This window comes from Salmonella sp. NW177 (genome assembly GCF_051811585.1).
Classification (GTDB): domain Bacteria; phylum Pseudomonadota; class Gammaproteobacteria; order Enterobacterales; family Enterobacteriaceae; genus Salmonella; species Salmonella enterica.
This window is the reverse complement of the sequence record NZ_JAMMZV010000006.1, coordinates 242,458-265,933: the sequence shown is the minus strand read 5'-3', so window position 1 is coordinate 265,933 and position 23,476 is coordinate 242,458. Positions and strand designations below refer to the sequence as shown.

Genomic DNA, 23,476 nt, shown 5'->3' with positions numbered 1-23,476 from the left:
CTAATATTTCAAGCCGTCTTCCAAGCGCCGCCAGCGCGTTCTATATCTAAGCTGGTGGTTGTAACGGCCCCGACAGTACTTCTGCTTCACCGTTATGGCAGATATCATCGCCCCTTGGCAGATGCCAGACACCGACAATAAGCTGTCCAGATTCCAGATCGTCAACTGTGTCATTCGTATAGTATGCCACCTGAACAACACCGTTATGCTGAATCCAGTAATACCCTTCTTTCATTCACACCTCCGCAAGACTAAGCAAATAGTATAGGGCGAAGCAGAAAATGCCGCGGTGCAAGAAACCACAACTCAAATCCTGTTGTACAGGCTGCTCTTTCCAGTCATAGCCCCACCACCGATAGCTCAGATGGCGCAGTGTGTGATCAAAGGGTCAGGCTTCACGGGCTGCGTTTGCTACGTAGGTAATATCGATGGTGGTTCCCGGAGCCTGATATAGTGGACGGGCTCTACGCAAGCGTCTGTCGGATTGGGTTATGAGCCGTCCGCCAGTGAGCCCTGAATGTGAAAAAGCCCCGATGATTACCGAGACCTGCAAACGAAAAAACCCGCCGTGGCGGGTTCTTCTTTGAATCTGTCGCTGCGGATAAAGCTTCGCGAGCTTATCTGAATTCAAGCAACACCCGCGCAATTATGCAAACGAAATCTGTCAGGTTTTTTTTCGAATACTTCACACATTGGCTGATACAACATTGCTTCTGCCATTTGTAACCAGACATCAATTCTGCTTTCGCAGGTTCTCAGACACCACTCCGGATGCATTTCGTTTAGTTCTCTCGCCATTGCCTTTTTGCTCATTCGACGCTTATATCGCTGGCAGATAAGACCAAACAGCTTCTTATGGCCAGCACGAACAAGGATTTCACCGATCACAGCATCCATCATAAGCCCTTCCGCATCTGTGCAAAAAGCCAGGTGACTTTTATTTTTCCCGGCAAGTAGATCCTCAAAATATTCCCGCAACTCATCCTTACTTAAACCTGATGCTTTGAGATGCCGTAATACCTGCTGTATGGCGGTTTTACTCACTTTTTTCGAAGCGAGAAGCGCATTAAACATATCACCACCAGTCCCTCCGCCTATGTGTGACCAGCGGCCCCACATACGTAATTTACCCTGAATCCACACGGATTCGAGCGTGCGAAGCCGGAATGTCTCATCGGGTTTTCCTGAAGTTGAAGGATAAATCATATAAAGCCTTCCTCTCTCCATATCTGTTGAGTACGGAAAACACCTTCAGCGTGATATAGCCTCAGGGTGTCTTAATCAATATCGGTTTTCACACGACCATCGATTACGTCATGACAAGAGTTGCATGCAATGGCACCTTGCATGTCATGTGGTTTAATGCCCGTTCCACAGGTATCACTCATGCGATAATGGGCCAGCACACTGGTTTCAGGATTGAAATTACAGATCCCCGGAATTCGTACAGTACACATGCGATCGCGGGCCTGCTTTGTCAGGTCGATTTTTTTCATGCGGCATAACTGAATAGTTGGGCGGCGGCGTTCTCCGCTGCCTGCTGAGTCGGGAATGTGCGGTATAAGATATAATTCCAGAGCACATCAAGAACGGATTTATAAAGCTGGGAGAATTCAATATCGTCCATTTTTGCGAACGATATAGATTTTGGTTCTTTGCGGCTGGTGCCATCCGGCATCTGGTATTCAGTATAAAAACCTGATTCGATTGTCACCCATGCGCGGAACGCTTCAAAGGATTTGACGGAGCTGATATTGCTGGCGCGTTTCTCAGCTTCTTCATGCAGATATTGATCGGCCAGTTCCTGGAGTGTTTCTTCGTGACCCGCGTAGTGAGCAACCAGTTGTACATATCCCCGAACCAGTTTTTTATCTGCCGGGGATATTGCACCGCCCGACGGTTGCCAGTAATCGAACCCAAGATTGAGGAGTGCGAAAAATTTTCTGTGAAACTCTGCATTACGTGCCTGTTTAAAGTCGGCATACAAAACAGCGCCCAGACGAAATTTTTTGTCGATAAATTCGCGAGCATCCGGGGTTGCTGGAATAAGTACACCGCCCGCTGATTTTACAAATGAATACTGCGCCATTGGTTTCCCCTTTAGCGCAGCAATTGCTCAGAAATACAGTTTGCCGGGTGTTCAGTCCGGTACCGTGATTATACCCTTTGTTTACCTTTTTGAACAACAATACAGCCTGCTTGTTCTGCCAGTTCTAACAATGATTTAAGGGATGCGACATGTTCATCGTCGTACACGTTTCTTAAAGACATCACCTTGCCATTTTTACAGGTAATGAGAACGCGACCATTATCGGGGAGATGTTCCCCTATCTCCGTCTTTTTAAACACGCGCCCTCCCTGCGATAACTGTATAGATATCCAGTATATATACTCCTTAGTAATTGGAAGTGCAAACTTTTAAAGGCACAAAACGTTAAAAAATGAAATAGATTTATTATTTAACACTATGTTAAATAAAGAAAAACCGCCTTTATGGCGGTTTATTTACATGTTGCAGACTGGCGTGACATGTCACATTGTTAGTTTCACCGCATGCCATCCAGACGTAACCCAGCACTGAGAATCACCTGCACATGGGCATGATGTAATCGGCAGCGCGTCGCCGCATTTTCCACATTGATTTGCGCTGATTGATTTGATACGTCCACGAACTCGCGCATCATCCTGACGAATTAGCATCGCAATATATTCGCCCATTTCATACGGCGCACGACCCGGGCGGCGGGCGGCGCAGTTCCGCTCCAACATGTCCAGCTCCTGAGAATCAAGCACCAGTTCAATCTTGCGCTCACCAGCGGCAGACTGACGGGCGCGTTGCGCTGCTTTACGTTCTGATGCTGATTTTGCCATTATGCTGCCTCCCTGCTTACACATAATTCAGGTAAATTAGCCCTCACCAGCGCCTCTGCGAAAGGTGGGGGAACAGCATTATCAGTGAAAACTGCTCTTTCGTCCTGCTTATCGAACCAGAACATTCGAGAACCGCAGCACATATCAAGAATTGTTGCTGCATTAGTCATGCCGCACACTCCCCATGTTCCTTGATAAATTCAGCTATTCCTGGCAGCAGCATTACATCAGGTGAATCACACTCATTTCCCCATACGTCAAACCCATGAGAGGACTGGCGAGCAAACAGTTCAATACGTGGAACATCACCAAGCAATTGCACCAATTTTTCACGCACAAAGTCAGGTTTTTGCGAATGCTCCAGGCGCGGCGCGGTAAATGACTGGACGATCCCGGCGTCAATGCGTTCAGGAAGATTTCCTTTAATCGCAAAAAGACAATCTTCACTATTTGCACGTGTCATATGCCCCATTCCCATCACCAGCTTATCCGTCTGGCGGCTCCCACATTTATTCCAGGTAAAGCCTTTCATTGTCATCAGACGGAAACCCCACGCCTCGACAACCTTCAGTGCTTCAATCGGCTGCGTTGGAACCCACCACATAGCCAACAGGCAACTTTGCGCTGCAAGATCCCACACAGGCAGGCGGCAGATGTCGAGAACATTCATCACGGGATATTTGAACCCGGCTCCACGGTCACCATCTGCAGCTTTGTCCCGGTATGCCCAGGGCGGATCTGCATAAATTAATGTGTATTTTTTATTCACTATTTCCCCCTTCGCGCATCTGGCGCCAGTAATTCAAACGCCCTCTGAAAAAATCCCGGTAGCTCTCCGGCGTCGCGTCAATGTGCTGTATAACCATCTGGCGAGTGACTTTGCGCTCATAGAGCTGGCGAATGAGCGCGGCGGCGCGCATGTCATAATGCTCTTTGAGTTGGCACTCTTGCGGCCATTTGGCACGATTGAGCGGTAAGCCGGGCGGGAGGTAGTCCGATTGCCCGGCCATACCTTAAGCCCTCATGTTTTTCTCTGAGTGAACGTAAAAACGGGGATCAACGCTTTTCAGCGTGAAGTGTGTAACGGGCATATCGTCATGCCGCTCAATGCCGACGAAATTAGACATACACAGCGCAAAGACTCGTTTCTGGAGTTGTTCCAGGGTAATTTTGATGTCCGGGTGATATTTTTTAATGGCAGACATAATCCCTTGGTATGACAGCGTTTTTCCCTTCATGATAGCTACCAGTTGTACCGCTGGTAATTCGCTGGATTTGGACTGAACGACAGGTTCTGTAGATGCTGCTATAGGTTTAATTGAATCCAGCAGTAGGCGACAACGGCTGGTTACCCCTACCCTGTAGCCTGTCTTTTTGTCGTAATTTTCTTTGCTGCCGGAAGTCCAGACCGTTGCGGTTTCGCGAAGTTTAACTGTCTTCTCACCACCGGAATAGATCACTGTGCCAGTATGCGTTTTCGTGTGACGTCGAGGTGCTGGCCCTGACTGTTTCACCTTTTTCACCGTCGAAGGTACACGTACGGTTAATCCCGGTATCGGAACAGGACGGGGACACGGAACATACATTGAACGGCTGCGCGCTCTGGCTCCGGCATTCATCCGCCAGATGATTACATTCGTCCAGTCACAAGCATCATCAATGGTCTCTACTTTTGGATAAATTAAATCGGTCATTGGTCTTTCCTCTCTAAATTTAGCGCGGGTCAGGCGCTTAAAATGCATCGGTGTTGTACTTCTCTGAATATTTGCGGTGCGGTTTTCTGGGTTTTGCTGCCTCCAGTTGAATGCGGGTCTTCTCCTTGCCGACGTGCTGATCGATCGGCAGAAAGTGGCCGTTTTTAAATTCCTGGTAAATTACGGTACCAGCAGCAGCGAACCGGCATTTGCCTAGAATGACTTCAGCCACACCAGCCGCCGGGCTTTCAGGGTTATAAACATCATCGCGGTACAGAAACAGAATGCTGTCAGCATCCTGCTCGATGGAACCAGAATCACGCAGGTCTGACATTACGGGGCGACGCTGCGCCGCCGGACGCGCATCAACTGCGCGGGAAAGCTGGCTGAGCGCAAAGGTCGGTGTATGTAGCCGCATAGCCATCGTTTTGAGATTGCGAGAAATGTGCGCTACGGCCAGGTCGTTACGCTCTGCTTTCGGTTTTTTAATCAGACCGAGATAATCGACCATAATCATTGCCAGATGCGGATGGCGTCGTTTGTGCGTTTCTGCAATCGCGCGAATCTGTTCAACTGTAAGGTCGGTCGCATCGACAATCCAGATATCCCGGTCCGTAAGTTCACCAATGGCGGCAGTCAATCGTGCCCAGTCTTCATCGTACATATCCTGAGGATTACGCAGACGTGAAACAGACAGGTTTCCGGCGCCGGCCAGCGAACGCTCGACAATCTGAGCCGCAGCCATCTCCATGCTGAAAATGAGCGCTCCGCCCCCTTTTGACGTTACGCCTTCCACAACCGTAAGAGCGAATTCTGTTTTACCCATACCAGGACGACCAGCCACAACAATAAGATCCTGCGGGTTAATGCCACCTGTCGCGTTATCAAGATCCACAATACCAGTCAGCAAATTGCGCGTGGACTCATCACCATTCATACGTTTCTGTACTGTGTCCATGTAAGCGGGCAATAGCTCGTTGATATGTACTGGTTGGACGTCACCACTATCGGCAGTCATATCCAGCAGTTGTGCTACGGCGTTTTCGACTATCTGATCGCGTTGCTCCTGGTTTACTGCGTTACGAATGCCATCGGCCCCATCCTGCAGGAGCTTCGCCAGCGCACGACTTCGCCATGCCTTAACCATCTTCCTCGCGTAGCCTTTGAGGTTTGGTACTGTTGCAGGGATACGGGATATTTCCGACAAGTTAGCCAGACTCGCCCCACCCAGTGCTTCGCTAATAAATAACATGTCGATCATGCCACTAGTCAGCGCCTGTTTTTTTATTTCGCTGAATGTACGGCGATAAAATCCTATGCTGAATGATTCTTCTGGGGTGGAGGCGATCACATCGAAGGCATCAGGTGAAGCTCCCCCATTCAACAGGCCAGCCAGTACACATGCTTCCAGTTCCTGAGGACTCACAGTGCTTCCTCCCTTGTTTTACGCAACGTTTCAGGTTTCATCAGATAATCAAAGCTGGCGCGCCAGCCACTGGCACCGAAATAAAAATCGGGTGCATCGGCGCGGAATTTTTCGAAATAGCCAAGAAATGCCCCCGTAGTTTTATTTTTCATGTGAGCAGCCAGGCGAATAATCATCCCCCGGCGATCGGCATCCAGTTCAGCAGCAGGCAATGTGTCAGCGAATATCTCGTTGTAGCCTTTCATGACAGCATCCGGATCGACATCAGCCTCCGTAGTAGCCCATGCTTCTGCATCCGCGAGATAACCGTCAAAGCGATTTACGCGGCAAATATTGGCCGGTTTTGGCAAACCAGAACCACGGCGGCGCCAAGTAGCCAGTACCCAACGAATAACCAATTGCAGCTCAGCAAGTGTGTATGCTTCGCGTGTTTGTGTCGGCGTCAGCATTAGTACGAACGGCTTAATATCACGGCAACGGGTTCCGGTTTGTTCGTTGTAGAATTCCAGGGCTTTTTTAGCGTCAGCAAGGATCCATTCGTCGCCCTTCCCCTTCTGGGGGTTAGGGGGATCATTAGGTTCATTGACTGGTTCAAAAGAGTGACTGGTTCTGGTGCCACCACATGGCATAGGGGGTGTGTTTTCTAACGGCATACCTGTGATTTTTGACGGCACAGGGGCTGTGCTTTTTGGTGGCACAGGGTTATCAAGATTCAGGTAATACACATTCGACGTATTTCCCTTACCATTGTTTATACCCATGCGGTTTTCTTTTGTTAAAACGCCCATGCCAATAAGCGCGTCAATGTGCGTACGAACAGCACTCCTGCTGCATTCACAATGATCAGCAATATGCTGATAAGATGGCCAGCATTCGCCATTATCATTGGCGTTATCAGCAAGTTTAATCAGCACCAGTTTACGAATTGGGTTTCCGGTTTTTATTGCCATCGCCCGGGCCATTAGGGTCATGCTCATAGTCAGATCCCCAGCAACTCAGCCAGTTCACGACAGGCTAATTCGTAGTCTTTCGGTGTGAGGAAAACGCACGTCTCGATCATCTCAGCTTTACGCTGTTCGTATATTTCCCATTTTTTCGCGGCGAGGCGTTCTTCAAATATTCCCCGTACATCATGCGCACAGGATGGTTCGCCATTTAAACGCCAGCCGTTCCGCCAGGTGATGCGGTCTGTTGATGTCTGCATATTGGTCTTTCCTCGATACAAGTTAAACGCTGGTCAGGCGCTGTGTTTCCTGTATGGCTTGTAGTGCCTGTGCTATCCGCTGTGGTCGATCCCTAGCATCAAGCAGCAATGCTATTATTGCGGCGGCGAAATCGCGGATCGCAATGCAAATTAAGTGCTGAGCTGTCATTCCCAACTGCGCATATCGTTCCGCGGGGAGCGCCGCTTCCATAGCTTTGGCCAGCGCTTTAGTTTTGGTTCTCGCCGCTTTCGTCTCACCACGTAACCAGCGAAAAATCTGCTGCCGGTTATTGTTGATGGCCCGCCAGTCGGCATTGCCTTTCGAATCCTCCATCTGGTGAAGTTTTACAGAACGGGTATTGCCCCCCATCCGAAACCACATACGGGAGATCTCGATGGCAACATGTTCCTGCCCGCGTTCCGCAGCCCACTTGAAGATTTCTCTTTTCAGTTCGTCGAGGTTTTCCACTTTGTCGCGTCTCCTGTCGCTGAAAATCTGATTACGCTTAATCAGATTTCGAATACGCCTCTTGTTAAGCTGCGTTCCTATCTGGAACACCATCGGTTGGATTTGGATAAAGATCAGGACGAAAGTCATGAGGTGTTACCTGAAATGTAGTAGCGGCAGCCCATTTAAGCGCCGTTGCAGCGCCAAGCAGGCATTTACCGGAAGCTACACGGCTAACATAACCCTGAGTCTCCCCGACCAATACAGCGAACTCCTGCTGACGAACGCCAGATGTCTTTAGGTAGTTTTTGAGATCCATTTGTCCTCCTATATGTATTCGACACATCAATATTAGTATCACGAATATTGATGTGTCAATAGTTACACGATTGGGAGTAAATTAATTTTGCGAATATTATGTTCGGTATGAGAAAGAAAACCCTTGATGCAGCAGAAGCTGACGCAGCCAAACGGCTTCGAGACATTTGGAACGATAAAAAAGTTACTTTACGTCTTACCCAGGAAAAGGCGGCAGATGCTCTCGGCTTCAATACGCAAGCTACAGTGAGTCAATATTTGAACGGCAGCATCCCATTAAACACGGACGCCACGTTAAAATTCTCTGCGCTACTAGGGGTAAAACCTGAAGAAATCCGACCTGACTTAGCGGAACTAATGAATTACGTCAGAAAAACCGATACACACGTTCAGGACTATTCAGCGGCTGGCTGGCGCCTTTTGAAACCAGAGGATGCAGAGTTGATTGAACTTTACGACAGGCTTCCACAAAGTGAGAAAGAAAGGCATCTAACTGAATTAAAAGAAAAAGTTAGTGAATTTGACCGACTTTTTGAAGAACTTCTAGCGACCAGAAAACAGTAATCCCACCTCTTCAAAGAATCCCGCATAGTCGGGATTTTTTTATTCATTTAAATCAATAGCATATAAAATATATTCGTAACACATATATTTTTAGCTTGACCACAAATATACGTGAAACTAATATCATCATATCAACGACGCACTAACCACGCGGCAGTTGTTCAGAAAAACGTTCTGACAGTCTGGAAAGACAGGCACAAATTCGCGGGTCGCCGCCAGTACGATGACATGCGGGAAAGACCGCAACTGGATTCGATTCGTTGCAGTGGTGGAAGGTAAGAGCAATGGGTGCGTAACACCACACAAGCCCCCTGTCACGGCAGTGAACGCGGTTGAGCCGTCCGCCCGCGTAAAGAACGCCCCGTGAGGCTTAAAAACAGGTCGTATGTCCACGTTACGGATCATCAAATATCCATTGCTGTGTGTAGTCTTTGCCTCGTCTCAATGAGGGGCAATTTTTTACACAGCAACCAGTACCGAGGAAAGACCAGGCGGGTATGACCAGCCCTGACAGCCCGGAAAGACGGGCAACAGATGTAAAAAAACCCACCGAAGTGGGTTTCTTTACCCGGAACGGTGACCAAACCACTCCGGAGGTGGTACAGGGGACCAACCCTGCACCGAGGAAAGACCAACGACATGAGCCGCTGATCGGCTCGGATTATACACTAGTAAGGAGCCGCTATGGAAGCGCTTGCCATCCCAGTAAAGCTGTACATCCATTACAACGCCAACACGTTTGCTCAGGAAAAAGTCATTGTATCTACCTGTGACATGTCACGCACCTTTCCAGATCAATACGTCCTGCTGGAGACTCGCGATATATCCATCGATGTAAACCAGCCAGAACCTTTCGACATTATTGCTCTTCAGGTCGACCAGTTGCGTGGTCAGAAAGAGAAGATAGCAACGCTGGCAAAACATCAGATAGCCCAGGTTGACGACAAAATACAGCAACTGCTGTGTATTGATCACTCTCCTGTCCAGGAAAGCGATATTCCGTTCTGAGGTAACCATGCAGACTGAAATTATCATCGACAAGGTAATGAGTGCTGGCTTGTCTGTACTCGAACATGAGAACAACGGCGATTTCGGAAATGGCGTTATGCATCTAACAATTGTCGGTGGTGTTCGCCGCGTTGAATTCTATCCAACAACCGGAACTGTGTACGCTAACGCCGTAAAAGGTAAGTACCCGATTTTTAAGCAGAAGAAAGCAGGAATCAAAGTAGCTATCCGACTTGCAAAATCAGGCGCCTGACCAGCGCCAGTAACCAAAGAGGAAAGACCATGACAATTTACAACTGTCTGTTCGAGCCGAAGAAATCGGCTATTAAAGATGGTGCTGTTGCGCTGGCAATCAGCATCGAAGCACCAAATAAAAAAGTCGCTGAAAGTATCGTCATTGGCAAACTCTGGGAACACTACCCGGCAAACGGCGACAACTATTTTAAGCCCAAAATCTGGGAAGACTCGGAGGATCAGCCTCGTCCGGAAGTTGGAAAATTTGATGAACAATTTGCTCAGGCGAACACTTTTGACGGGGAAAAATGGATCGCCAACAAACCAGACACCAGCGTTCCAGGTTTACCAAGCAGTGATGAAATCATCGATCTGATGAAGCTGCCAGCCCGGGAACGGTTCGCTGCCGTCCTCATGTTCAGCAATTCTCCCATAGATGGCGTGCTTTATTCTCAGGTTCTGGACTATCTCGATAATCTGGAAAATAACACTGAACCCTTTGATGATGACGATCGGATTAATTCAAATATCCTTCATGCACTGCACAATAACGAGCCCGTTCGTCATATGCATGTTGAAGGGTTAAACAATCTTATTCAGGCCATCTTAGCTAAATTTGAAGACCAGACACCGGGCAAGGCTGCTATTTCTCAATTTATCAAACGCTGGCTGGAGAATCCGGGTAAGCGTGAAGAAATGGTACCAAGTAAGACATCTTCCCTTAACACCAGCGATAATATAGAGAGTCCTAAAGTGGCCCCCCTACGTGGTTATAAACACACTTACGCAACACTGGACCAGGAGATCGCCGTCGCCCTGCTGCCTATATCTCCTGACGCACCGGTGCTTTCAGGAAATCTTCGCGATGCAGAAAAAATCATTGCAGAAGACCGGGAGGATTTTAAACGCTGGTCAATGGCCCTGCGTACCACTGAGAAGATCCTCAAATATGACCGACCGAGTATTTTTGGCGTTATACAGAACACGCCAGCTAAAGATACTTACCATTTCCCAGAGTCTCTGCGGCGCCATATTGATTCATGGCTGACTGAGCATGGTCAGTTCGAATGTCCTGAACCCGATGCGGAGAGGACTGGCAAATTGCTTGCGGCAGCGCGTGGCGAATATGTCGAAGGCATCAGTGACCCTAACGATCCGAAATGGGTTAAAACCGATACCCAACCACAGGTATCAAACCTCGGCAATGGAATGTTCTCTGTTGATAATCTGATGTCTGAAGCCGCCTCAAATGAATGTAAAAAACAGGAAGTAACCGAACAAGGAACTGTTACAGATGATCAGGCAACACAAGCCCGTGAAACGCTGAATAGCATGGGTTATGGTGTTTATGCAACGAACCGGGACGAAGCTATCCAGCAGGAAGAAAAGCTGAGCGATAAAGTAAAAAATATCGTTCAGGATGTGGATCAACTTGTCGAGCGCATTAAACGTGAAGAGCAGTTCCCGCAGGCCTCTGAACTGGTTCAGAGCATCAACGAAATGCAGTCTGCTGAACGCGATAACCTGGAATTGTGGAAAAACGTGTTCAAAACAGATGAGCGTTTTACTACTGCGTTCTCTGTGAACGGAGGCGGAACCTCAATCAATGGTACCTACATGACCATGATCGCTACACGCGAATTTGGTCCAAAAGGTATCGGCTGGGGTGTCGATATTCTGGAAGAGCGCTTTGACAATGGCGCGCCAATTACTCGCACAGTCAAAGGCACTGACGGTAACAACACGTGGGAACTTATCCCCGACGGTGTCGGCGGCGTCCTGACAGAAAAACATCACGTTATCAAAATCAGACTTTGGTACATCCGCAATAGTGTACGCGGTGAGGAGATTTCTTTCGGGTGTACCCCATATATTTACGGCAGCAAATATGGCCCTATTTGTGATGGTGAAGCAACAAAAAAATCACTGACTGACGCAACCAAAAAAGCACTGTCTGCGCTTGGTTTCTGCGCTGATATTTTCATGGGCCTGTACGACAACCCGGAGTATCGACAGAAAAATAAAGCTGAATTCGCGCTGAAAAATGCCAGTGAAAACGCTGAGGATGCAGCCCGCGTCCGCCAGGAACTGGACGACAAACTAACCCGAGTCGCTAACACCATTGCATCTGCTGTATCAGAAAACGAGATCAACAAAGTCTATTCATCGATTGCCCGCGAAGCGGAAGTGCATCGCAAGGATGCAGAAGCGAAAGGTGATACACAGCACGCGCGTTACTTAGGTGGGCGTCTGCGGCGGCTGACAACCATTAAAGATGAACGTATCGCCGAACTGAACAAAGCACTGGAGAAAGCAGAATGACTACTGCAATCGCGTTAGCTGCTGACTATACCAGTCTGTTGCAATTGCTGGAAAGCTCTGATGAGCTTACTCCAGAAATGATCGCCGATACGCTGGAAAGCATTGAAGGTGAACTCGCTGATAAGCTGGATGCTATCATGGTAATTGCCCGCAATAATCTCGGTCATGCCAAAACCTGCGATGAAGAAATAAAGCGTCTGGCGGAACGTAAAAAGCATTTCGAAAATAAAGATAAAACATTACGTAAATATATTCTGTCGTGCCTGATGGCCGCTAATCTGGATAAGCTCAAGACGTCTAAAAATACCTTTTCCGCCAGAAAAGGTAGCATCAGTGTTGTCATCGATAACGAGAAGCTACTGCCAGACGAACTGGTTACTGTTCAGACGATTATCGCCCCGGACAAAAAAGCCATCAAAGAAGCGATCGAAGCTGCGGAAGCTGCCGCAGCGCAAATCACTGCTGACGGTGGAGAAGTACCTGCCGAACTGTTAAATCCGGTACCGGGCGCCCATCTTGTGATCGGCGAACGCTCACTACAGGTACGCTAACAATGCTGAAACTATCACTTAAACGCGGCGATGCCGTCCACGTCGTATTCGCGGACGGTAGTAACGGAATTATTGAAGCACGCAGCCGTTGTGAACTGGGTATGCACCTGCCAAAAAACGTAAAGGTTACGCGCGAGAAAGGCGCATTCCTCCCCGAAAACCTGATTAAGCGTAATCAGAAATAAACCGCCACCACCGCTAGCATTGTGGTCTCACTATTTACAGGAGACCGCAATGCTGCGATGGCAACCCGGAGCTACCTTACTCACAGATTTCGATATAAAGATTGGCCGGTTATCGGCAAGCGTACGAAAGAAGACACTAACCCAGTCAGACATCGAACGCGCCTGCAGTGATGCTGACGACGCTGTGTACCGGATGATGAGGAAAGACCAACATGACCAGAGAAAACGATCTGCTAACAGACGCTGAACTTATTGAATTTACCGGTTATCAGAAACCATCCAAACAACGGGAAATACTGGACCGTGGCGGCGTTTCTTACATTCCCGATCGGGAGGGGCGCCCCATGGTAACCTGGACTCATATCAACGCTGTACTGAACGGACAGATCACCGTGCAGCAAGCTACAGAAACAAAACCCGATTTCGGAGCAATTTAAATGGGGCGCAGAAGAAAAGATCTGGGCGATGTCAAGCTCCCCCCACGCGTATCAAAAACCAGAACCCGTTACTACTACAAACCCACGTCGCGGGAAACTGTGACACTGGGGCCAATCACTCTCACTATGTCGGCATTATGGAAACGGTACGAGGAAGAACGGCGCAATTACTCAGATGTAATGACGTTCGAAAAGCTCTGGAAGATGTTTCTTAAAAGCGCCTACTACACCGAGCTTGCAATACGAACCCAGCGGGATTATTTGCAACATCAGAAAAAATTGCTTGCCGTGTTTGGTAAAGTTAAAGCTGATGTAATAAAGCCAGAAGATGTGCGTCAGTTTATGGATCGTCGTGGACTGCAAAGTAAAAACCAGGCCAACCAGGAAATGAGCAGCATGTCACGTGTTTACCGCTGGGGGTATGAACGCGGTTACGTTAAGGGAAATCCGTGTGCCGGCGTCAGTAAATTCTCTCTCAAGGCTCGCGAGCAATACATCACTGACGAAGACTACCTGGCTATTTATAAGCATGCTGATCACGTTGTCAGGGCTGCAATGGAAATTTCTTACCTGTGCGCCGCCAGGCAAGCTGACGTACTCGCTCTGCGCTGGATGCAAATTTCTGATAAGGGGATTTTTATCCAGCAAGGAAAGACCGGAAAAAAACAGATTAAGGTCTGGACTCCCCGCCTTCAGCAAGCGCTGAAAACAGCACAGACAGAATGTCCAAAACTGTCACCTGACGCGCTGGTTCTCTACAACAACGATCGTGGTCAGTTCATCCGCAAGACGTTCAATAATCGCTGGTTAAAAGCTGTACGCGCCGCACAAAGTGAACTGGGCCGACAACTGGATTACACATTCCACGATATCAAGGCAAAAGCTATTTCAGATTTTGAGGGTAGTAGCAGGGATAAGCAGATTTTCAGCGGCCACAAAACAGAAAGCCAGGTGCTTATCTACGACAGGAAGGTACAAATCAGCCCGACACTGGATCGTCCGGTTATTGGGGAAAAGTGAATTTTTATTCAAATGGAAAAATACGATATTCTCTGAGAATATTCTTTTTTTATTCTTCGCCTCAAAAACGAAGGGGCTAGCTTATTGCTAACCCCTTGTTTAATCTGGCGGAAGCGCAGAGATTCGAACTCTGGAACCCTTTCGGGTCGCCGGTTTTCAAGACCGGTGCCTTCAACCGCTCGGCCACACTTCCGGAATGAGGCGCACTATAAACATCCCGGTGCGTCATGTAAAGACCGAATGTGTTCGTTTGCGTGAAAAACAGGCAAAATTTCGTTAATTGCCTGAAATAGCGGCACATTGACCATTTCTTCAACACAAAAAAGGGCTTAATACGTGTTGTTCGTCCCCACTGTTTTACCGCTGTGATTATCAATTTTTTATCGGTAACGCGTGGTTGGCGCTGCCGCCTGTTTTATGGCGTAGCGCCAGGCATGAGAAGACCGTTTTAACGACGGTAATCACCTGAAATCTCTTAAGGAAACTAAACGTAAACGAATGCGTAAAGATGGGTAAAACCACTGGGTGACAGTGACTGTTTTTATTATTCTCCTTTATTAATTACATCTGTCATAAGAGAGTGACTAATGGATCGTATCATTACATCATCGCGTGATCGTAGCTCGCTACTGAGTACGCACAAAGTACTGCGCAACACCTATTTTCTGTTGAGCCTGACGCTGGCTTTCTCCGCAATTACCGCGACAGCCAGTACGGTACTGATGCTGCCCTCCCCCGGCCTGATTCTGACCCTGGTCGGTATGTATGGGCTGATGTTCCTGACCTATAAAACCGCCAATAAGCCGGTCGGTATCCTGTCTGCTTTTGCGTTTACCGGCTTCCTCGGCTATATCCTGGGCCCGATTCTTAACGCCTATCTGTCAGCAGGCATGGGCGATGTCATTGGCCTGGCGCTGGGTGGTACCGCGTTAGTATTTTTCTGCTGCTCCGCTTACGTTCTAACCACCCGTAAGGATATGTCTTTCCTGGGCGGTATGTTAATGGCCGGGATCGTCGTCGTGCTGATTGGTATGGTGGCGAATATTTTCCTGCAACTGCCTGCATTGCACCTGGCGATTAGCGCGGTGTTTATCCTGATTTCCTCGGGCGCTATCCTGTATGAAACCAGTAACATCATTCACGGCGGTGAAACCAACTATATTCGTGCGACCGTCAGCCTGTACGTTTCGCTGTACAACATCTTTGTCAGCCTGCTCAGCATTCTGGGCTTCGCCAGCCGCGACTAATCGACATTCCCCTCTTCCAGCCCTGCTTATGCAGGGCTTTATTTTTTGCTACACTGCCGTCCGTGTTGATTACGCAGTGAAACGTTATGTTGATCTTTGAAGGTAAAGAAATCAGTACTGATAGCGAAGGCTATCTGAAAGAGACGACGCAGTGGAGTGAAGCGCTGGCAGTCGCTATCGCCGCCAATGAAGGCATTGAGCTCTCTGCGGAACACTGGGAAGTCGTGCGCTTCGTGCGCGAATTTTACCTGGAGTTTAATACCTCTCCCGCCATCCGAATGCTGGTAAAGGCGATGGCGAATAAGTTCGGCGAAGAAAAAGGCAACAGCCGCTATCTGTATCGTCTGTTCCCGAAAGGCCCGGCAAAGCAAGCGACCAAAATCGCCGGTCTGCCCAAACCGGTAAAGTGTATTTAATACCGAATACTAAAGCCTGTTAGCGTCTCGCGAGGGCTGTGCGGTTCAGTGAGGATTTTGTCCACACGAGCAGAGCGCGGCCCGCCCTCTTTCAGCCACTTGATGAGTTTTTCCACCTGCGCCGCGTCGCCACAGGCCACCACTTCTACGCTTCCGTCATCCATATTCTTCGCATAGCCGGTTAACCCCAGCCGCTGCGCCTCATGCTGCGTGGTATAGCGAAACCCGACTCCCTGAACGCGACCATAAACCCAGGCGATAATGCAGACGTTCGACATGATGGTTCTCCTTTCATAATCAGTGGTGGAGGCTCATACAGGACATACTTAACGTACCTGACTGGGCAGACACCCATAATGTTGGCGGAATCTGGCCGTAAACCGCGACCCCGACAGGTAGCCGCACCGTAGCGCTATTTCGCCGATCGGCAGCGTCGTCGATTGCAGTTGAGAAAGCGCGCAGGACATGCGCACCTCTTCAACAATTTGTCGATAACTCTGCGATTCGCGCTGCAAACGCCGACGCAGCGTCGATGTTCCCATAGCAAGACGGCGGGCTATCTCCTGGGCTGTCCATAGCTTAGCAGGCGAGAGCATAATCAGTTGCCGCACCTGCTCCGTGAGGGTGTAACGCCGTTCAATAAGCAGCGGTCCTGCCGCGCCATCATGCAAAAGCGCTAACAGTAACCCCATCGCCTGATGTTCCTGTAGCCCAACGGGCAACCCCTGGCGCACAGCATCCAACACGTTCTCCCACATAAATGTCAGGCTACGGCTCATCGGCGTACACAGCGATGTCAGGTTTGCCGGTGGATAATCCTGAACGTACATCGTTTTAAAGCGAGCAATAATCTCCGGTGAAAGTAACAACAGGTCGGAGCGAAAACCGTTCTGCGCAGGCTGATTAATAATCTCCAGCGGCGTGTTCGCCGGAATAATAATCAACTCGCCCGACCCGGCGACAAGGCGGCTATCATCCTGAATGATGACTTTACTGCCCTGCGTAATATGGCAGATAGCGGCGGAAAAAAGCGTAACACGATGCAAACGGTGCAGATGACTGGAACGCACCTCTGCCGTCGTAAGATCCTGATGTCGAATATGCATCTCCTGCACCGTGCCGTCCTCTATTTTATCTTCCGTATGTGGCCGTGAATTGTGCTTTCGCAATCACATGCGCGTTAAGCATAAACCCTACCAACGCGCCACTCGACTCACTGTCGAGCGGCAGTGTTGCCGTATTCAGCGCCCACACAGTAAACTGATAGCGATGAGGCTTATCGCCCGGCGGCGGACAGGCGCCGCCAAAGCCAGCATAACCGAAATCATTCCGTCCCTGCACCACTCCAGCGGGTAACGTTTTTTTATCAGCCCCCGTCGGCAGGTCGTGAATCTGCGCAGGAATATTCACCATCGTCCAGTGCCACCAGCCGCTTCCGGTGGGCGCATCAGGATCGAAGACGGTAATAGCGTAGCTTTTGGTTCCGGCAGGCGGATTGCGCCAGCTCAGCTGCGGCGAAATATTTTCTCCGCTACAACCAAATCCTTTAAAGACATGCTGTTGCGTTAAACGAAAATCCGCCGGAATATCCGCGCTACTGAGGCTAAACGCCGACGCGGCAGATACGCCGCCACTCAATGCCATCATTGCGGCTGCGGTCAAAGAGAAGACTGTTTTCATTGTATTTCCTTCTTCATATAAAGAAATAACACTATAAAAAGCGCCCGCTGAAGAAACTGTGCCTTTACGATTCTATTTTGTGCAGAAACGCTCACCGCCATACGCTGGTGATTGCCTCTCTCATCTGTGCTACCCTACGCGCCATTTCGTTTTCACGGTCCCTGGCTGGAGCTATCATCCGGCTCGCGTCACTGTTTGTGAGAGGTTACTCCGCATGACTGAATCTACATTTCCGCAATATCCCCGTTTAGTCCTCAGCAAAGGGCGAGAAAAATCTTTACTCCGCCGCCACCCATGGGTCTTTTCCGGCGCTGTCTCCCGCCTGGAAGGCAAAGCCAACCTCGGTGAAACTATCGATATCGTCGACCATCAGGGAAAGTGGTTAGCACGCGGCGCCTGGTCGCCAGCATCCCAGATCCGCGCGCGCGTCTGGACATTTGATAAAGCAGAATCCATTGATATTGCGTTTTTCACCCGCCGCCTGCGCCAGGCGCAGCAGTGGCGCGACTGGCTGGCGAAAAAAGACGGCCTGGATAGCTATCGTCTGATCGCCGGTGAATCCGATGGCCTGCCTGGCGTCACTATCGATCGTTTTGGCCATTTTTTGGTGCTGCAACTGCTCAGCGCCGGGGCCGAATATCAACGCGCCGCATTAATTAGCGCGCTGCAAACATGCTATCCGGATTGCGCTATTTACGATCGCAGCGACGTCGCCGTGCGGAAAAAAGAAGGGATGGCGCTGACGCAAGGCCCGGTCACTGGCGAACTGCCGCCTGCGCTTCTGCCAATTGAAGAACACGGTATGAAATTGCTGGTCGATATCCAGGGCGGCCACAAAACCGGTTATTATCTTGATCAGCGCGACAGTCGTCTGGCGACGCGCCGCTACGTGGAAAATCAGCGGGTACTGAACTGCTTCTCTTATACCGGCGGTTTTGCCGTGTCGGCGTTAATGGGCGGTTGTCGCCAGGTTGTCAGCGTGGATACCTCACAGGATGCGCTGGATATCGCCAGGCAAAACGTTGAACTGAACCAACTGGACTTGAGCAAAGCCGAATTCGTGCGCGATGACGTGTTTAAGTTGCTGCGCGCTTACCGTGAACACGGCGAAAAATTCGACGTCATCATCATGGACCCGCCCAAATTCGTCGAAAATAAAAGCCAGTTAATGGGTGCCTGCCGGGGCTATAAAGACATTAACATGTTAGCGATTCAACTGCTCAATCCGGGCGGCATACTGCTGACATTCTCTTGCTCCGGACTGATGACCAGCGATTTATTTCAGAAAATCATTGCCGATGCCGCAATAGATGCCGGTCGTGATGTACAATTTATAGAGCAGTTCCGTCAGGCCGCCGATCACCCGGTGATCGCCACCTACCCGGAAGGGCTGTATCTGAAAGGGTTTGCCTGTCGCGTCATGTAACTTGAAAAGTGGAATAGTATCCTCATATAAAGGGTATCTATTTCCCGGGAGGTGACTATGATAGCCAGCAAATTCGGTATCGGCCAACAGGTCCGCCATTCCCTGTTAGGTTACCTCGGAGTGGTCGTCGATATCGACCCGGAATATTCGCTTGATGAGCCGTCGCCTGATGAACTGGCGGTTAACGACGAACTTCGCGCCGCTCCGTGGTACCACGTGGTAATGGAAGATGATGATGGTCAGCCAGTGCATACTTATCTGGCCGAGGCCCAGTTGCGAAGCGAAATGCGGGACGAGCATCCAGAACAGCCATCGATGGATGAACTGGCGCGTACCATTCGCAAGCAGCTTCAGGCGCCGCGACTACGTAACTGATTGTATTTAAAAGGCCGGAGAGCGATATCCGGCCATTTAAACTTTTATTTCGCCAGCCCCAGGCGAGGGATCTCAATCGCCGGGCAGCGATCCATCACCACGGTCATGCCTGCATCCCGCGCCAGTACCGCCGCCTGTTCGTTGATCACGCCAAGCTGTAGCCACAGCGTTTTTGCGCCGATGGCGATAGCTTCCTGCGCGACGCCCCATGCAGCTTCAGAGTTGCGAAAAACATCCACCATATCGACTTTTTCGGGAATGTCCGCCAGCGTGGCATACCCCTGTTGCCCCAGCAATGTCTTACCCGCGACTTTTGGCGCAACCGGAATCACATGGTAGCCCTGTTCAAGCAGGTATTTCATTACCCGATAACTTGGACGATCGGGTTTATCGCTCGCACCTACCAACGCGATAGTGCGAGTGGACGTCAAAACATCAGCAATATCGGTCTCTTTCATCATCTTTCTCCTGGCTGTTTTGCAAAGTGTACGACAAACCTGACATAGCAACCATTCATCCCATACCGATGTATGAGAGCAAAACGCCAAAATATGTCTATATGTTAGTAAACATGATCTAAGAAAAATTTCGATACATTATTAGCCAGACGGCCTTTGGACAGGAGAACCTTATGAAAACCGGCGCGCTAACCACCTTCCTTGCTCTCTGTTTGCCGGTGACTGTTTTTGCCACAACGCTCCGTTTGTCGAATGAGGTTGATCTGCTGGTGCTGGACGGCAAAAAGGTGTCCAGCTCTTTATTACGCGGCGCAGAGAGCATTGAACTGGAAAACGGGCCGCATCAACTCGTTTTCCGGGTGGAAAAAACCATCCGCCTGCCCGGTAATGAAGAGCGGCTTTATATTTCTCCGCCGCTGGTGATAAGTTTCGATACCCAACTGATAAGTCAGGTCAATTTCCAGCTCCCGCGGCTGGAAAACGAGCGCGAAGCCTCGCATTTTAACGCGGCGCCGCGTCTGGCGCTTTTGGATGGCGACGCCATGCCCATTCCGGTAAAACTCGATATTCTGGCCATTACTTCTACGGCTAAAGTGGTCGATTATGAAATAGAGACCGAGCGTTATAATAAATCGGCGAAACGCGCCTCGCTTCCTCAGTTCGCCACGATGATGGCAGACGACAGCACATTACTTTCCGACGTCTCAGAGCTTGATACCGTACCGCCGCAATCACAAACTCTGACAGAACAGCGGCTGAAATATTGGTTCCGACTGGCCGACCCGCAGACACGCAATCATTTTCTGCAATGGGCGGAAAAACAGCCGCCCTCTTGATATGAGTTGTCCCAGCGCGCAATTTTTTTGTCTTTCTCTTGCAGCATCAAGCGCTTCCAGTAATCTGTAGACAGGTTAACTACGGAATCGAATTATGGAACTGACGACTCGCACCTTGCCGACGCGCAAACATATCGCGTTGGTTGCTCACGACCACTGCAAACAGATGTTAATGAACTGGGTGGAACGCCATCAGCCGTTGCTGGAAGAACACGTTCTTTATGCAACCGGCACCACGGGGAATCTGATCCAGCGCGCAACCGGTATGGACGTTAATGCGATGCTGAGCGGCCCGATGGGCGGCGACCAGCAGGTTGGCGCACTCATTTCAGAAGGGAAAATCGACGTGTTGATTTTCTTCTGGGACCCGCTTAACGCGGTACCGCACGACCCCGATGTCAAAGCGCTACTGCGTCTGGCCACCGTATGGAATATCCCTGTCGCCACTAACGTCTCAACGGCGGACTTTATCATCCAGTCCCCGCATTTTAATGACGCTGTAGATATTCTTATTCCGGATTATGCGCGTTATCTGGCCGAGCGCCTGAAATAACCGCTACGCGGGCGGGATGCTGTACCGCCCGCGCTTTAGGGCTTCCTCGCCACCGGCACATCCAGCTGTTTAAGCGCCTCCACAAAGCGCGAGGGATTATCTTTATTGAAAAGCAGCCAGACCCGCGCGCGCGCGCGCGTCAACGCCACATATAACAAACGCCGCTCTTCAGCGTCCGGAAAATCCTCAACCTGAGGAAGAAGCGCACTTTCCATAATGGATTCTCGCGCCGGGGCGGGGAAACCGTCGTTACCCTCCTGCAATCCGACAAGAATCACGTAATCGGCCTGTTGGCCTTTGCTGGCATGGATAGTCATGAAGTCTATCTGTAACTTCGGCCAGCGAGTCGCCGCTTTTTGTAGACTCGCGGGTTTCAGATGATGATAGCGCGCCAGCACCAGGATACGTTCATCTTCCTTCGCATAGCCGGATAATTTATCCAGTAACGCGTCCAACTGGCTTTCATCCAATAACGTCACCGCTTTTTTATCGCCTGGGGTCAGACTATTTAACGGTTTTTTAAGCTGGTACGGATTCTGCTGTACAAAGCGATTGGCAATATCGCCAATCCGACTGTTAAAGCGGTACGTGGTGTCCAGGTGGCAATGCTCGCCCTCGCCGAACGTCTGATGAAACGCCGTCGTTAAGGAGAGCTGCGCCCCGCTAAAACGGTAAATCGCCTGCCAGTCATCTCCAACGGCAAACAGCGTAGTCTGGCTATTCTGCTTGCGCAGCGCCTCTAACAGCGCCGCCCGTTGCGGGGAAATATCCTGAAATTCATCGACCAGAATATGCTTCCACGGGCTGATAAAACGCCCTTTTTCGAGGATCACCATTGCCTGATGGATCAGCCCGGAGAAATCAACGGCATTTTCCGCTTTCAACGCGCTTTTCCAGGCCTTTAGCAGCGGCGCCATCAGCTTAATGCGTTTGCCAAACAGCTCGCGGCACTCCTCTGGCGCGCCAGCGATCATTTCTGCCTGCGCGCCGCCGTGCATACGCATCAAACTGACCCAACGATCCAGGCGAGGGGCCAGACGCCGCTGCAATGTCTCATCGTCCCAGAAATTACCTTCCGGCACTACCCACTGCATCTCCTCTTCCAGCCACTGACGCCAGCCTTTGGCCTGCGCTTTTTTCTCGCTACACTGCTGACGCCAGGTGCGCAGAAATAGCTGATGCCGCGCGGTGGCGTCACTTTCCAGCTTACTGATAACCGGCGCTTTTTTACTGCCTTGCTGAATAATATACAGCGCCAGCGAATGGAACGTACGGGCAGTAATCTCTTCCGTATGTAAGCGCTCGCGGATACGCTCATCCATCTCCTCTGCCGCCTTGCGACCAAACGCCAGTAAAAGAATTTGCCCCGCATCTGCTTGTCCGCGCGCCAACAGCCAACCCGCGCGCGCCACCAGCACCGAGGTCTTACCGCTTCCCGCGCCCGCCAGTACCAGTAACGATGATTCGCCGTTAACCACCGCCCTGGCCTGGGAAGGATTAAGCGGAGAAGATTCTATCTGCGTAAAAAAGTCGGCATGCGCTTCCAGCATGGCATCAGCATACGCCTGATTATGCTGCTGCCGACTTCCCTCGCTATCCTGTAACCAGGCCAGACACTTACGCCATATCTCGCGACAGTGAGCAAACTCCTCCAGACGTGAGACCGGCAGAGGCAAGGCGGCAAACGTCTGGCGAATTTCGTGTTCCAGCCCCCGAACGCGTTCACGGGTAAGCCATTGGTTTTCGCCCGTTCGCTCACTAATACGCGCCCATTGCTCTTGTAATGCCTGCGCGGCGACATCACTCATCTCCTGGCTCCAGCGACGCCAGTGCGCGTCCAGATAGCGATGGAATTGCTGGGTTTCCGACCACTCGGTACCGTGCAAACGCACGACTTTATCCTCCGGCAGGACAAACTCCAGCTCGCCCCATACCAGCCCACGCTTACAGTGAATCGCCAATAACTGATTGAATGGAATAAGATATTCATGCCTGTCGCCAGACACTTTCACCCCAGCGTTGAGGATCACGGCACGATCATACGGGTGTTGCGCCAGACGTTTTCCAAGAGAAGTTGCTTTCAGTTCCATGACTCAGCGAATCCAGACGTAAAGATGTGCCTATCAGTGTAACCGCCAGAGAAAACGTGCTCCAGTCTAAAAAAACGTTACAATTGCCCGCAGTGATAGAAAACCGGAATGAA

General features: G+C 50.2%; 31 protein-coding genes, 1 tRNA gene and 2 pseudogenes. 14 read left to right on the top strand and 20 right to left on the bottom strand.

Annotated features, from left to right (window positions below; translation table 11 throughout):
• Window positions 1–46: 46 nt before the first annotated feature.
• The 14 genes and pseudogenes from NA986_RS17880 to NA986_RS17815 form a co-directional block, all read right to left on the bottom strand.
• Complete coding sequence (locus tag NA986_RS17880) at window positions 47–235, bottom strand: hypothetical protein (RefSeq protein ID WP_000658037.1); 189 nt, start codon at window positions 233–235, stop codon at window positions 47–49.
• 392 nt (window positions 236–627) lie between these two features.
• Complete coding sequence (locus tag NA986_RS17875) at window positions 628–1,206, bottom strand: DUF1133 family protein (protein ID WP_060646994.1); 579 nt, start codon at window positions 1,204–1,206, stop codon at window positions 628–630.
• Window positions 1,203–1,496: pseudogene (locus tag NA986_RS17870) on the bottom strand (DUF1364 domain-containing protein). Before NA986_RS17870 ends, NA986_RS17875 begins: the two are co-directional and overlap by 4 nt.
• Complete coding sequence (locus NA986_RS17865; protein WP_060646992.1) at window positions 1,493–2,089, bottom strand: DUF1367 family protein; 597 nt, start codon at window positions 2,087–2,089, stop codon at window positions 1,493–1,495. The pseudogene NA986_RS17870 and the gene NA986_RS17865 overlap by 4 nt, the downstream one beginning before the upstream one ends.
• 68 nt (window positions 2,090–2,157) lie before the next feature.
• On the bottom strand, window positions 2,158–2,349 hold the full coding sequence (locus tag NA986_RS17860) for a hypothetical protein (protein WP_000474096.1): 192 nt from the start codon (window positions 2,347–2,349) through the stop codon (window positions 2,158–2,160).
• 183 nt (window positions 2,350–2,532) lie between these two features.
• Window positions 2,533–2,871, bottom strand: a complete 339-nt coding sequence (locus NA986_RS17855) for a hypothetical protein (protein WP_001129735.1) — start codon at window positions 2,869–2,871, stop codon at window positions 2,533–2,535.
• An 80-nt stretch (window positions 2,872–2,951) separates the two neighbouring features.
• Window positions 2,952–3,041: pseudogene (locus NA986_RS17850) on the bottom strand (methyltransferase); the annotation flags it as partial.
• Entirely contained in the window at window positions 3,038–3,640 is a 603-nt protein-coding gene (locus tag NA986_RS17845; protein ID WP_001037052.1) for an MT-A70 family methyltransferase, read from the bottom strand. The pseudogene NA986_RS17850 and the gene NA986_RS17845, both read right to left, overlap by 4 nt.
• Window positions 3,633–3,881, bottom strand: coding sequence for a hypothetical protein (locus NA986_RS17840; RefSeq protein ID WP_000918617.1), 249 nt, complete (start codon window positions 3,879–3,881; stop codon window positions 3,633–3,635). The genes NA986_RS17845 and NA986_RS17840 overlap by 8 nt, the downstream gene beginning before the upstream one ends.
• Window positions 3,882–3,884: 3 nt before the next feature.
• Complete coding sequence (locus NA986_RS17835; RefSeq protein WP_000130738.1) at window positions 3,885–4,565, bottom strand: hypothetical protein; 681 nt, start codon at window positions 4,563–4,565, stop codon at window positions 3,885–3,887.
• A gap of 37 nt (window positions 4,566–4,602) precedes the next feature.
• Window positions 4,603–5,991, bottom strand: coding sequence for a replicative DNA helicase (locus NA986_RS17830; RefSeq protein WP_000074839.1), 1,389 nt, complete (start codon window positions 5,989–5,991; stop codon window positions 4,603–4,605).
• Window positions 5,988–6,968, bottom strand: a complete 981-nt coding sequence (locus tag NA986_RS17825) for a helix-turn-helix domain-containing protein (protein ID WP_000063056.1) — start codon at window positions 6,966–6,968, stop codon at window positions 5,988–5,990. The genes NA986_RS17830 and NA986_RS17825 overlap by 4 nt, the downstream gene beginning before the upstream one ends.
• Window positions 6,969–6,970: 2 nt before the next feature.
• Window positions 6,971–7,195 carry a hypothetical protein gene (locus tag NA986_RS17820; protein WP_001195066.1) on the bottom strand — a complete coding sequence of 75 codons (225 nt, stop codon included), beginning with the start codon at window positions 7,193–7,195 and terminating at the stop codon, window positions 6,971–6,973.
• A gap of 22 nt (window positions 7,196–7,217) precedes the next feature.
• The gene (locus tag NA986_RS17815; protein ID WP_001643782.1) at window positions 7,218–7,664 is read right to left on the bottom strand and encodes a toxin YdaT family protein; all 447 of its coding nucleotides are present in this window, start codon (window positions 7,662–7,664) and stop codon (window positions 7,218–7,220) included.
• Between the two features lie 405 nt (window positions 7,665–8,069).
• On the opposite strand from NA986_RS17815, the gene NA986_RS17810 reads away from it, so the two are divergent.
• From NA986_RS17810 to NA986_RS17775, 8 genes are all read left to right on the top strand, one after another.
• Window positions 8,070–8,525, top strand: a complete 456-nt coding sequence (locus tag NA986_RS17810; RefSeq protein WP_023972394.1) for a helix-turn-helix domain-containing protein — start codon at window positions 8,070–8,072, stop codon at window positions 8,523–8,525.
• 684 nt (window positions 8,526–9,209) lie between these two features.
• Window positions 9,210–9,533: a hypothetical protein gene (locus NA986_RS17805; RefSeq protein ID WP_000387662.1), complete on the top strand. Its 324-nt coding sequence runs from the start codon at window positions 9,210–9,212 to the stop codon at window positions 9,531–9,533.
• Window positions 9,534–9,540: 7 nt separating this feature from the next.
• Window positions 9,541–9,786 carry a hypothetical protein gene (locus NA986_RS17800; RefSeq protein ID WP_001192832.1) on the top strand — a complete coding sequence of 82 codons (246 nt, stop codon included), beginning with the start codon at window positions 9,541–9,543 and terminating at the stop codon, window positions 9,784–9,786.
• Window positions 9,787–9,815: 29 nt separating this feature from the next.
• Window positions 9,816–12,089: a hypothetical protein gene (locus NA986_RS17795; protein ID WP_060646990.1), complete on the top strand. Its 2,274-nt coding sequence runs from the start codon at window positions 9,816–9,818 to the stop codon at window positions 12,087–12,089.
• Entirely contained in the window at window positions 12,086–12,640 is a 555-nt protein-coding gene (locus NA986_RS17790; RefSeq protein ID WP_000205292.1) for a siphovirus Gp157 family protein, read from the top strand. The genes NA986_RS17795 and NA986_RS17790 overlap by 4 nt, the downstream gene beginning before the upstream one ends.
• 2 nt (window positions 12,641–12,642) lie before the next feature.
• The gene (locus NA986_RS17785) at window positions 12,643–12,825 is read left to right on the top strand and encodes a hypothetical protein (RefSeq protein ID WP_000916251.1); all 183 of its coding nucleotides are present in this window, start codon (window positions 12,643–12,645) and stop codon (window positions 12,823–12,825) included.
• Between the two features lie 212 nt (window positions 12,826–13,037).
• Window positions 13,038–13,262, top strand: coding sequence for a DUF4224 domain-containing protein (locus NA986_RS17780; protein ID WP_000196402.1), 225 nt, complete (start codon window positions 13,038–13,040; stop codon window positions 13,260–13,262).
• Window positions 13,263–14,282: a tyrosine-type recombinase/integrase gene (locus NA986_RS17775; protein WP_000533596.1), complete on the top strand. Its 1,020-nt coding sequence runs from the start codon at window positions 13,263–13,265 to the stop codon at window positions 14,280–14,282.
• 105 nt (window positions 14,283–14,387) lie between these two features.
• Here the strand turns inward: NA986_RS17775 and NA986_RS17770 are convergent.
• Window positions 14,388–14,475, bottom strand: a tRNA-Ser gene (locus tag NA986_RS17770).
• 394 nt (window positions 14,476–14,869) lie between these two features.
• Here NA986_RS17770 and yccA point away from each other — a divergent pair.
• Together yccA and tusE are read left to right on the top strand one after the other, a co-directional pair.
• Window positions 14,870–15,529, top strand: coding sequence for an FtsH protease modulator YccA (gene yccA / locus NA986_RS17765; protein ID WP_000374046.1), 660 nt, complete (start codon window positions 14,870–14,872; stop codon window positions 15,527–15,529).
• 86 nt (window positions 15,530–15,615) lie between these two features.
• Complete coding sequence (tusE, locus tag NA986_RS17760; protein ID WP_000904446.1) at window positions 15,616–15,945, top strand: sulfurtransferase TusE; 330 nt, start codon at window positions 15,616–15,618, stop codon at window positions 15,943–15,945.
• Here the strand turns inward: tusE and yccX are convergent.
• The 3 genes from yccX to NA986_RS17745 are packed head-to-tail and all read right to left on the bottom strand — an operon-like array spanning window position 15,942 to window position 17,625.
• Window positions 15,942–16,223, bottom strand: coding sequence for an acylphosphatase (yccX, locus tag NA986_RS17755; RefSeq protein WP_000072884.1), 282 nt, complete (start codon window positions 16,221–16,223; stop codon window positions 15,942–15,944). The two genes, tusE and yccX, sit on opposite strands and share 4 nt — an antisense overlap.
• A 48-nt stretch (window positions 16,224–16,271) precedes the next feature.
• Window positions 16,272–17,051, bottom strand: coding sequence for an AraC family transcriptional regulator (locus tag NA986_RS17750; protein ID WP_023215819.1), 780 nt, complete (start codon window positions 17,049–17,051; stop codon window positions 16,272–16,274).
• Window positions 17,052–17,076: 25 nt separating this feature from the next.
• Window positions 17,077–17,625: a YbhB/YbcL family Raf kinase inhibitor-like protein gene (locus NA986_RS17745; RefSeq protein WP_000859417.1), complete on the bottom strand. Its 549-nt coding sequence runs from the start codon at window positions 17,623–17,625 to the stop codon at window positions 17,077–17,079.
• Window positions 17,626–17,839: 214 nt separating this feature from the next.
• On the opposite strand from NA986_RS17745, the gene rlmI reads away from it, so the two are divergent.
• Entirely contained in the window at window positions 17,840–19,051 is a 1,212-nt protein-coding gene (gene rlmI, locus NA986_RS17740) for a 23S rRNA (cytosine(1962)-C(5))-methyltransferase RlmI (protein WP_000140480.1), read from the top strand.
• A gap of 57 nt (window positions 19,052–19,108) precedes the next feature.
• Window positions 19,109–19,426: a heat shock protein HspQ gene (hspQ, locus tag NA986_RS17735; protein ID WP_000561983.1), complete on the top strand. Its 318-nt coding sequence runs from the start codon at window positions 19,109–19,111 to the stop codon at window positions 19,424–19,426.
• 44 nt (window positions 19,427–19,470) lie between these two features.
• On the opposite strand, the gene NA986_RS17730 is transcribed toward hspQ, so the two are convergent.
• On the bottom strand, window positions 19,471–19,884 hold the full coding sequence (locus NA986_RS17730) for a CoA-binding protein (RefSeq protein ID WP_001537782.1): 414 nt from the start codon (window positions 19,882–19,884) through the stop codon (window positions 19,471–19,473).
• Between the two features lie 173 nt (window positions 19,885–20,057).
• Between NA986_RS17730 and NA986_RS17725 the strand changes: the two genes are divergently transcribed.
• Window positions 20,058–20,720: a DUF2057 family protein gene (locus NA986_RS17725; RefSeq protein WP_000847733.1), complete on the top strand. Its 663-nt coding sequence runs from the start codon at window positions 20,058–20,060 to the stop codon at window positions 20,718–20,720.
• Window positions 20,721–20,814: 94 nt separating this feature from the next.
• Window positions 20,815–21,273 (top strand): methylglyoxal synthase, encoded by a 459-nt coding sequence (mgsA, locus tag NA986_RS17720; RefSeq protein ID WP_070793869.1) that lies wholly within the window; start codon window positions 20,815–20,817, stop codon window positions 21,271–21,273.
• 35 nt (window positions 21,274–21,308) lie between these two features.
• Here mgsA and helD read toward each other — a convergent pair whose 3' ends face one another.
• Window positions 21,309–23,363 (bottom strand): DNA helicase IV, encoded by a 2,055-nt coding sequence (helD, locus tag NA986_RS17715; protein WP_070793870.1) that lies wholly within the window; start codon window positions 23,361–23,363, stop codon window positions 21,309–21,311.
• Between the last annotated feature and the right edge of the window lie 113 nt (window positions 23,364–23,476).

Bases quoted from the DNA above. Each gene is read 5' to 3' on its own strand.
- NA986_RS17745 (WP_000859417.1), bottom strand. From the start codon at position 17,625: ATGAAAACAGTCTTCTCTTTGACCGCAGCCGCAATGATGGCATTGAGT.
- NA986_RS17865 (WP_060646992.1), bottom strand. From the start codon at position 2,089: ATGGCGCAGTATTCATTTGTAAAATCAGCGGGCGGTGTACTTATTCCA.
- hspQ (WP_000561983.1), top strand. From the start codon at position 19,109: ATGATAGCCAGCAAATTCGGTATCGGCCAACAGGTCCGCCATTCCCTG.
- yccA (WP_000374046.1), top strand. From the start codon at position 14,870: ATGGATCGTATCATTACATCATCGCGTGATCGTAGCTCGCTACTGAGT.
- mgsA (WP_070793869.1), top strand. From the start codon at position 20,815: ATGGAACTGACGACTCGCACCTTGCCGACGCGCAAACATATCGCGTTG.
- NA986_RS17730 (WP_001537782.1), bottom strand. From the start codon at position 19,884: ATGAAAGAGACCGATATTGCTGATGTTTTGACGTCCACTCGCACTATC.
- NA986_RS17805 (WP_000387662.1), top strand. From the start codon at position 9,210: ATGGAAGCGCTTGCCATCCCAGTAAAGCTGTACATCCATTACAACGCC.
- NA986_RS17810 (WP_023972394.1), top strand. From the start codon at position 8,070: ATGAGAAAGAAAACCCTTGATGCAGCAGAAGCTGACGCAGCCAAACGG.
- NA986_RS17780 (WP_000196402.1), top strand. From the start codon at position 13,038: ATGACCAGAGAAAACGATCTGCTAACAGACGCTGAACTTATTGAATTT.
- NA986_RS17725 (WP_000847733.1), top strand. From the start codon at position 20,058: ATGAAAACCGGCGCGCTAACCACCTTCCTTGCTCTCTGTTTGCCGGTG.
- NA986_RS17820 (WP_001195066.1), bottom strand. From the start codon at position 7,195: ATGCAGACATCAACAGACCGCATCACCTGGCGGAACGGCTGGCGTTTA.
- NA986_RS17835 (WP_000130738.1), bottom strand. From the start codon at position 4,565: ATGACCGATTTAATTTATCCAAAAGTAGAGACCATTGATGATGCTTGT.
- NA986_RS17840 (WP_000918617.1), bottom strand. From the start codon at position 3,881: ATGGCCGGGCAATCGGACTACCTCCCGCCCGGCTTACCGCTCAATCGT.
- NA986_RS17880 (WP_000658037.1), bottom strand. From the start codon at position 235: ATGAAAGAAGGGTATTACTGGATTCAGCATAACGGTGTTGTTCAGGTG.
- NA986_RS17795 (WP_060646990.1), top strand. From the start codon at position 9,816: ATGACAATTTACAACTGTCTGTTCGAGCCGAAGAAATCGGCTATTAAA.
- NA986_RS17825 (WP_000063056.1), bottom strand. From the start codon at position 6,968: ATGAGCATGACCCTAATGGCCCGGGCGATGGCAATAAAAACCGGAAAC.
- tusE (WP_000904446.1), top strand. From the start codon at position 15,616: ATGTTGATCTTTGAAGGTAAAGAAATCAGTACTGATAGCGAAGGCTAT.
- NA986_RS17785 (WP_000916251.1), top strand. From the start codon at position 12,643: ATGCTGAAACTATCACTTAAACGCGGCGATGCCGTCCACGTCGTATTC.
- NA986_RS17750 (WP_023215819.1), bottom strand. From the start codon at position 17,051: ATGCATATTCGACATCAGGATCTTACGACGGCAGAGGTGCGTTCCAGT.
- rlmI (WP_000140480.1), top strand. From the start codon at position 17,840: ATGACTGAATCTACATTTCCGCAATATCCCCGTTTAGTCCTCAGCAAA.
- NA986_RS17875 (WP_060646994.1), bottom strand. From the start codon at position 1,206: ATGATTTATCCTTCAACTTCAGGAAAACCCGATGAGACATTCCGGCTT.
- NA986_RS17775 (WP_000533596.1), top strand. From the start codon at position 13,263: ATGGGGCGCAGAAGAAAAGATCTGGGCGATGTCAAGCTCCCCCCACGC.
- helD (WP_070793870.1), bottom strand. From the start codon at position 23,363: ATGGAACTGAAAGCAACTTCTCTTGGAAAACGTCTGGCGCAACACCCG.
- NA986_RS17790 (WP_000205292.1), top strand. From the start codon at position 12,086: ATGACTACTGCAATCGCGTTAGCTGCTGACTATACCAGTCTGTTGCAA.
- NA986_RS17855 (WP_001129735.1), bottom strand. From the start codon at position 2,871: ATGGCAAAATCAGCATCAGAACGTAAAGCAGCGCAACGCGCCCGTCAG.
- NA986_RS17800 (WP_001192832.1), top strand. From the start codon at position 9,541: ATGCAGACTGAAATTATCATCGACAAGGTAATGAGTGCTGGCTTGTCT.
- yccX (WP_000072884.1), bottom strand. From the start codon at position 16,223: ATGTCGAACGTCTGCATTATCGCCTGGGTTTATGGTCGCGTTCAGGGA.